The organism is Falsiroseomonas sp. RANM36, assembly GCF_056682175.1.
Genome location: NZ_JBWXTD010000003.1, coordinates 1,066,879 through 1,074,229, shown reverse-complemented (window position 1 = coordinate 1,074,229; position 7,351 = coordinate 1,066,879). Strand labels below are relative to the sequence as shown.

At 72.4% G+C, this 7,351-nt stretch carries 8 protein-coding genes; all 8 read right to left on the bottom strand.

Going from position 1 to position 7,351, the window contains the following annotated elements; all coding sequences use genetic code 11:
• A partial coding sequence (locus AC1MIR_RS09950; protein ID WP_480028736.1) for a PhoH family protein occupies positions 1-921 on the bottom strand: 921 nt, incomplete at its 3' end.
• Positions 922-1,055: 134 nt separating this feature from the next.
• Positions 1,056-2,456 carry a tRNA (N6-isopentenyl adenosine(37)-C2)-methylthiotransferase MiaB gene (miaB, locus tag AC1MIR_RS09945; RefSeq protein ID WP_480028011.1) on the bottom strand — a complete coding sequence of 467 codons (1,401 nt, stop codon included), beginning with the start codon at positions 2,454-2,456 and terminating at the stop codon, positions 1,056-1,058.
• A 153-nt stretch (positions 2,457-2,609) separates the two neighbouring features.
• Entirely contained in the window at positions 2,610-3,551 is a 942-nt protein-coding gene (locus AC1MIR_RS09940) for a lysophospholipid acyltransferase family protein (protein WP_480028010.1), read from the bottom strand.
• 105 nt (positions 3,552-3,656) lie between these two features.
• Positions 3,657-3,971 carry a hypothetical protein gene (locus tag AC1MIR_RS09935; RefSeq protein WP_480028009.1) on the bottom strand — a complete coding sequence of 105 codons (315 nt, stop codon included), beginning with the start codon at positions 3,969-3,971 and terminating at the stop codon, positions 3,657-3,659.
• 104 nt (positions 3,972-4,075) lie between these two features.
• A complete protein-coding gene (locus AC1MIR_RS09930) occupies positions 4,076-4,471 on the bottom strand; it encodes a helix-turn-helix domain-containing protein (RefSeq protein ID WP_480028008.1) in 396 nt (131 codons plus the stop codon).
• Positions 4,472-4,625: 154 nt separating this feature from the next.
• Positions 4,626-5,171 (bottom strand): Smr/MutS family protein, encoded by a 546-nt coding sequence (locus AC1MIR_RS09925; RefSeq protein ID WP_480028007.1) that lies wholly within the window; start codon positions 5,169-5,171, stop codon positions 4,626-4,628.
• Positions 5,172-5,190: 19 nt separating this feature from the next.
• Positions 5,191-5,916 (bottom strand): LutC/YkgG family protein, encoded by a 726-nt coding sequence (locus tag AC1MIR_RS09920; RefSeq protein WP_480028006.1) that lies wholly within the window; start codon positions 5,914-5,916, stop codon positions 5,191-5,193.
• Between the two features lie 3 nt (positions 5,917-5,919).
• Positions 5,920-7,350: a LutB/LldF family L-lactate oxidation iron-sulfur protein gene (locus tag AC1MIR_RS09915; RefSeq protein ID WP_480028005.1), complete on the bottom strand. Its 1,431-nt coding sequence runs from the start codon at positions 7,348-7,350 to the stop codon at positions 5,920-5,922.
• Position 7,351 lies beyond the last annotated feature (1 nt).

The following is a 7,351-nucleotide window of genomic DNA, read 5'->3' as shown; positions in this document are numbered from 1 at the left end:
GGAGGCGGCGGCGTCGGCGCGCCCATAGGCCGCGACGATGCGGCCGACCAGGGGGTGCCTTACCACATCCCGCTCGGCAAATCTCGCTACCGCGATGCCCTCGACCCCATCGAGGATGCGCAGCGCCTCATGCAGGCCGGAGGCCTGGCCGGGCGGCAGGTCCACCTGGGTCGGGTCGCCGGTGACGACCATGCGGCTGCCATCGCCCATGCGGGTGAGGAACATCTTCATCTGCGCCGGGGTGGTGTTCTGCGCCTCGTCGAGGATGGCGTAGCAATGCGCCAGCGTCCGGCCGCGCATGAAGGCCAGCGGCGCGACCTCGATCTCGCCGGCTTCCATGCGGCGCTTCACCTGCTCGGCCGGCATCATGTCGTGCAGCGCGTCGTACAGCGGGCGGAGATAGGGATCCACCTTCTCCTTCATGTCGCCCGGCAGGAAGCCGAGCCGCTCCCCGGCCTCGACGGCGGGGCGGGAGAGCACGATGCGGTCCACCCGCCCGGCCTGCAGCAGCGCGACGCCTTGCGCAACCGCCAGATAGGTCTTGCCGGTGCCCGCCGGCCCGATGCCGAAGACCATCTCCGCTCGGGACAACATCTCCATGTAGGCGGCCTGGGCCGGGCTGCGGGGCGCGATCGCGCCCTTGCGGGTGCGGATCGCGGGGATGTCCTGCAGCGGCAGGCGGGGATCGGCTTCCTGCACGCCTTCCGCCATGCGCATCGCGGCCTCGACCTCGGCGGTGCCCACCTGTTCGCCCTTCTGCAATCGCCGCCAGAGATCGGCCAGCGCCGCTTCCGCCACCTCGGTCCGCTCCGGTGCCCCGGTGATGGTCAGCCGGTTGCCCCGGCTGGCCAATCGGACCCCCAGCCGCATCTCGATGCGCGCCAGGTTGCGGTCATGCTCCCCGTAGAGCAGCGGCAGCAGCTGGTTGTCGTCGAATTCGAGCGTGACGGACCGGCTGGCGGCGAGATCGGCCTGGCCGGCGCGCGGGGCGCGGGCGTCGGCGGGGCGGAACGCGACGCCCCCCGCGCGGAGCGCGGAGTCGGCAGCGGTGGTGCTCAAGCGGCGGCTTTCTCCTGGCTCGGGGGATCTCCGGGAAGCGTCCCGCCGACAATCCGGGCGGCGAGGGAATTGGGGTGGGTCGCGACGATCTCGCAGGGGATGATGCGGCCGGCGAGCTCGGGGCCGCCTTCGGCATGCACCGGCTGGAGCCAGGGCGAACGGCCTGCCACCTGCCCGGGATGCCGCCCCGGGCCAGTGAAGAGCACCGCGATGCGCATGCCGAAGCGGGAGCGGTTGAATGCAACCTGCTGGTCCCGCAGCAGCGCCTGGATCTCCTGCAGTCGTCGGTCCTTCTCGGCTTCCGAAACGTGAAGTGGGGCGGCGGAGGCAGGCGTTCCAGGCCGCGACGAATACTTGAAGGAGAAGGCCTGGGCGAAGCCGACCTGCTCGATCAGGCGGAGCGTCGCCCGGTGGTCCTCCTCCGTCTCCCCCGGGTGGCCGGCGATGAAGTCGGAGGAGAGGGCGATGTCCGGCCGCGCCGCGCGCAGCCGGTCCACGATGCGCAGGAAATCCGCGGCGGCGTGGCCGCGGTTCATCAGCTTCAGCACGCGGTCGGAGCCGGATTGCACCGGCAGGTGCAGGAAGGGCATCAGCGCCGGAATCTCGCCATGCGCCGCGATCAGGTCGTCATCCATGTCGCGCGGGTGGCTGGTGGTGTAGCGCAGCCGGCCGAGGCCCTCGATCTCGGCCAGGGCGCGCAGCAGCCGCCCGAGGCTCCAGGTGGCGCCTTCGGGCCCCTCGCCGTGCCAGGCGTTCACGTTCTGCCCGAGCAGCGCGATCTCCCGCGCACCCTGCGCCACCAGACGCTTGGCTTCTGCGATCACCGCCGCCGCCGGCCGCGAATACTCGGACCCGCGCGTGTACGGGACGACGCAAAAGGAACAAAACTTGTCGCAGCCTTCCTGGATGGTGAGGAAGGCGATGGGGCCCTGCGGTGCCGAGACCTCCGGCAGGTGGTCGAACTTCTCTTCCGTCGGGAATTCCGTCTCGATCACCGCGCCGGCGGCGCGGCTGGCCCGGGCGACCATCTCGGGCAGGCGGTGGTAGCTCTGCGGGCCCAGCACGATGTCCACGAAGGGGGCGCGGGCGGTGATCTCGGCCCCCTCGGCCTGGGCGACGCAGCCCGCGACGGCCAGCACCATCCGCCCGCCCTCGGCGGCGCGAGCCTCCTTGGCCGAGCGCAGCCGGCCAAGCTCCGAAAAAAGCTTCTCGCTCGCCTTCTCGCGGATGTGGCAGGTGTTGAGGATCACCATGTCGGCGTCCTCCGGCGTCTCGGTCGGGGCATAGCCGAGGGGCGCCAGCACATCCGCCATGCGGGCGCTGTCATAGACATTCATCTGGCAGCCCCAGGTCTTCACGAAGAGACGCTTCTGGGGCACGCGGGCCGGGCTCGTCATCGGAAGGAAAACTCCGCCGCCCCGCCGGCGATCCGGCAGGGGAAAGGCGGGGACATGCGCAGCGGCGTCGCCCCGGTCAAGCGCTTGGCATCGGCCGCGCCGGCCTGCTTCGGATGACCACGCAACAAACCTGCGCGGCCGGCCCGCGTCGGGTCAAGCGCGAAGCTTCGGAAGCGGCGCCGCGGCGGGTGTCAGCGGCGCCACCGGCCGGTTCTGCCGCAGCGTGGCGCAGCTTTCCGCCACCACCTCGGCGCAGGCCGCGGTCAGCGCCTTGCGGTCCGGCCAGTCCTTCGGGTCGAGCGGCGCGTGGAGCACGATGGTCGCCCGGCTCTTCGCCCGCCGCGCCAGCCGCCAGAAATGCGAGCCGAGGTCCATGTCGCCGTACCAGGCGAAGGTCGGCCGATCGCGCCGGCAGGCCGGCAGCCCGCCCAGCCGGTCATACACCACCGCCACCGGCTGCACCGTGCGCGCGCTGTCCGCCACCGACAGGAAGGCGCTGCGGAAGGGCAGCACCCGCCCGCCGTCGCTGGTCGTGCCCTCGGGGAACAGGATGATGTTGTCGCCGCCGGCCAGCCTCTCGCGGATCAGCCCGGCCTCGCCCTTGGTGCCGCTGCGCGTGCGGCTCACGAAGACGGTGCGGCCCAGCCGGGCGATGGTGCGCACCACCGGCCACTCGCCGACCTCCCGCTTGGCGACGAAGCTGGCATCGAGCGCGGCGCCGAGCGCCACGACATCCAGCCAGGAGGAATGGTTGGACACGAACAGCACCGACCCCCCGGCCGCGTGCTCCCCCACCACCTGGATGCGCAGGCCCATCATCCAGGCGAGGGTGCGGAAGTAGATGCGCGCGAAGCGGCGATCGGCCTGTCCGGGCAGGATGAGCAGGACGGCCTGGATCGGCACCGCCAGCAGCGTCCACAGCACGATGGTGACCAGCCGCCGTGCCGCCCGGACCCGCCCGCCGAGCGGACGGAAGCCGAGCACGTCGCCCCAGACCGAATCCGGGTCGGACTCCGAGAAGCGGATGATCCGCCGGCGCCGCAGACGCGGCGGCCGAAGCGCTTCGGGGGTGGTCAGGCGGGCGGCAGCCTCCATGCGGCGATTAAGCGCCGCTTCGGCTTCGGCGCAATGAAGGGCACGCGACGAAACGATGAATCCGTCCTGCCGGCGCAACCGCCACGCGCCGCGCGCCGCGGCGGGTCAGCGCGGGCGGCGGATCGGCTCGGTGGGCAGGGGCGCCGTGGTCATGTCGGTGCCGATGCGCTGGCTGGTCCCGAAGCCGGGCATCGCGTCGGGCCCGCTTGCCGCGGGAGAGAGGCCGGCACGCCGCGCCGCGGCGAAGTCCGAGGCGGCCTCGGAGGGCATCGGCGCCGGCTCGGACGCCGCCAGGTCCGCCGGCGCGGGCGGCGGCAGGGCGATGTTGCGCGGCGCCCGGTCCGGCGCGCCGCAGGCCGGCAGCAGGGGCATCGGCGCGACGGCCGCCAGCAGGGCACGGCGTGTGGTGGGCGTCCTCATCGTTCCGGCTCTCCTGCACGCGACGGCTCGGCCGCCACGGGGCGGGTGTGGCGCGGTCCGGCCGCAGGCTCGCGCGTTGCGCGACGCGAGGCAAGCGCGGCGCGCTACCGCCCGGCCGCCCGGCGCAGCCGCGGCTTTTCCGGCGGCGCCTCGCTGTCGAGCAGGGCATGCATCGCCGCGACGGTCTGCGGGCTGAGCCGGCGGATGGATTCCGCCAGCCGGTTCGCCAGCGCGGTGGCCTCCGGCGACAGGCCGGCGGTGTCCACGCTGACCTTCGGATGGGAGATGCGCGCGAGGTCCGCCAGGTCCTCCGCCTCGTCCCAGATCAGCCCGAAGAACTCGTTCACCTGGTGGACCAGGCCCGCGGATGGCCGGCCGCGATGGCCGTGCTCCAGCGCCGAGAGATAGGCGGAGGACACCTGGAGATGCTGCGCGAGCTGCTTCAGCGTGATCCCGCGGCTGCGGCGCAGATGGCGGAGGCGCGCGCCGAACGGGGTCATTTATCAGTGCCCTCGAGCGGCGGGCGGCCGCATCCGCGGCGTCGTGCCGCAGGCACGCCTTCGGCGTGACGCCTTCCGCGCCGCAGACATGGGGCGCCGGGTGGCGTGGTCGGTCGTGGCGCGGGCCGCCCCGGGCGGCCGGGGTTGGGACGGGTCATTTGGCCCGGTGCCGGCGACGCAGCAGGATGTTCACCGCGCCGGTGTTGGTCGGATGCGGATGCGCCGCGCCGAGCACCAGCGGGCGCAGGTCCGGCGCGTTCAGCCAATGGGGCAATTCGCGCTTGAGGATGCCGCCATCCGGCTGCGGCCCCTTGCCGGTGATGATCGTGACGGTGCGCACGCCATCGAGCGACGCGTCATGCAGGAAGGCGCGCAACGCGGCATGCGCATCGTTCACGCGCCGCCCGTGCAGGTCGAGCGTGCGCTCGCTCGGCGCGTCGCCGCGGCGCAGCTTGCGCCAGCGCCTGTGGTCGAGGCCGCCGGGCTGCTCGTTCACCCGGATCTCGGGCGGCGGCGCCGGCGGCGGGCGCGGGCCCGGGGGGTGGGGCAGCGCCGCGGCCGTGGCGGGCGGCGCGGGGGGCTGCGGGATGTCGGGCGCCTCGGGCCGGGCATGGCCGAACAGCGGCACGATGTCCGCCGTGAAGGCGTGCCAGAGGGCGAGGTCCGCCCGGCTCAGCCCTGTGCGGCGGATGTGGCGCATGGCAAGGCCGCGCCGTGCCTCAGGCGCCCGGCTCGGCGGTCGCGCCCGGCTGCGCGGCCGGCTCGTCCTCGACGAGCAGCACATGCAGCCGGCGCGGGCCATGCGCGCCGAGCTCTAGCGTCTGCTCGATGTCGGCGGAGCGGCTTGGGCCTGTCACCAGCATCAGGTTGCGCGGCATCCACCCGCCCGTGAGCGGGTCCTTCCGCTCCGCGCGCAGGCGGTCCCAGGCTTCCTCATAGGCGCCGACGATCGCGCTGGCGCGCAGCAGCACGATCTCGGTGTCCGGCAGCAGGTTGAGCGTGGCCGGCCGCACGGGGTCGGAGGGGAAGAACAGCGTGCCCGTCTCCGCCACGCCGGCCCAGGCATGTTGCAGCGAGACCTGGTCGCCATCCCGCGCACGGCGCGCCTCGCGCTCGAGCATCGGGCGGATGGACCAGTCTATGCCTTCCAGCTCGGGATGCGGCGCCATGACGATGCGCGCGGGCAGGTTCTGGGCCGCGAGGTAGTCGGTGATCGCGGCGGGCACGGCGGCAAGGTCGGGGATGCGCTCGACCGTGCCGAATTCCTTCTCGACGTTGCGGACGAACAGCGCGATCTGTTCCGCCCGCGGGATGCGCGAGCGCGCCGGAATCAGGTGGCGCGGATGGCTCGCGAGGCGCCCTTCCAGCATCGCGGCCTGGTCGGCGGGAAGCGGGCCGCGCTTCAGGCCGCGGCGGATCGCGCCGAGGATGGCGTCCTTGCTCATCGCTCAGCGCCTCGTCCGCTGCGCCTTGGCGTAGCGCGCCATGAAGGTGCCGCCGGGTTCCGGCGCCGGCAGGTCGCGCCCCTTGGTCCAGCCGCCGGCGAGCGGCATCGCCTTGAACGCACCCTTGCCGCGCGCGAGCAGCGAGAGCGCGCCGATCGCGCCGCGCGTCGCCAGGCGGTACATCGCCGGCCGTTTCGCGAACCATGCCCAGAGCGCAAGGTTGCTGCGCGCCGTCGCCGGCGTCAGGTGCCGCTCGAATTCGCGCTCGCGCCAGTGGCGCATCAGCTTGGGCAGCGGGATCTTCACCGGACAGACGCTCTCGCAGCGGCCACAGAAGGTGCTGGCATTGGGCAGGTGCCCCGCCTTGTCCACGCCGACCAGCGTCGGCGTCAGCACGCTGCCCATCGGCCCCGGATAGACCCAGCCATAGGCATGCCCGCCGGTCACGCCATAGACCGGGCAGTGGTTCATGCAGGCCGCGCAGCGGATGCAGCGCAGCATCTCCTGGAACTCCGTGCCGACCATGTTGGACCGTCCGTTGTCCAGCAGGATGACGTGGTATTCCTCCGGCCCGTCCAGGTCGCCCTGGCGCCGCACGCCGGTGGAGAAGGTGGTGTAGACCGAAAAATCCTGGCCCGTCGCGCTGCGCGCCAGCAGCCGCAACAGGCTCGTCGCATCTTCCAGCGTCGGCACCACCTTCTCGATGCTGGCAAGCGCGATGTGCACGCGCGGCAGCGTCTGCGTCAGGTCGCCATTGCCCTCATTGGTGACGATGACGCTGCTGCCCGTCTCCGCGATCAGGAAGTTCGCGCCGGTGATGCCGACATCGGCGGCCAGAAACTTCTGGCGCAGCTTGGTGCGGGCTTCCGCCAGGATGTCGCGGCGCTCGTTGAACACGCGGTCCGCCGGCAGGTCGGTGTGCATGCGGCGGAAATCCGCCTCCCAATCCTCCCGGTTCAGATGGAAGGCGGGGGCGATGATGTGGCTCGGGTGTTCCTGGCGGAGCTGGATGATGTACTCGCCGAGATCGGTCTCGACCGGCACGATCCCATGCGCCTCGAGATGGTCGTTGAGCGCCATCTCCTCCGAGATCATGGACTTGCCCTTGGTGACCGTCTTCGCGCCGGCCTTGCGGCAGATCTCCAGCACCGCGTTGCGCGCATCCTCGGCCGTCGCGCACCAATGCACCGTGCCGCCCGCGCGCTCGACATTCGCCGCGAAGGTTTCGAGATAGAAATCGAGATTGGCCAGCGTGTGGTTCTTGATGTCGCGCCCGATCTCGCGCAGCCGCTCGAATTCCGGCAGGCGCTCCACCGCGTCGGCGCGCCGCTGCAGGAAGGCGCCCTTCGCCTTGCCGAGCGCCTTCTGCAGCCCGGGATCGGCGAGCGCGCGGGCGGCGTTCTGCTTGAAGGCGGGGGAAGTGACCTGGACCATC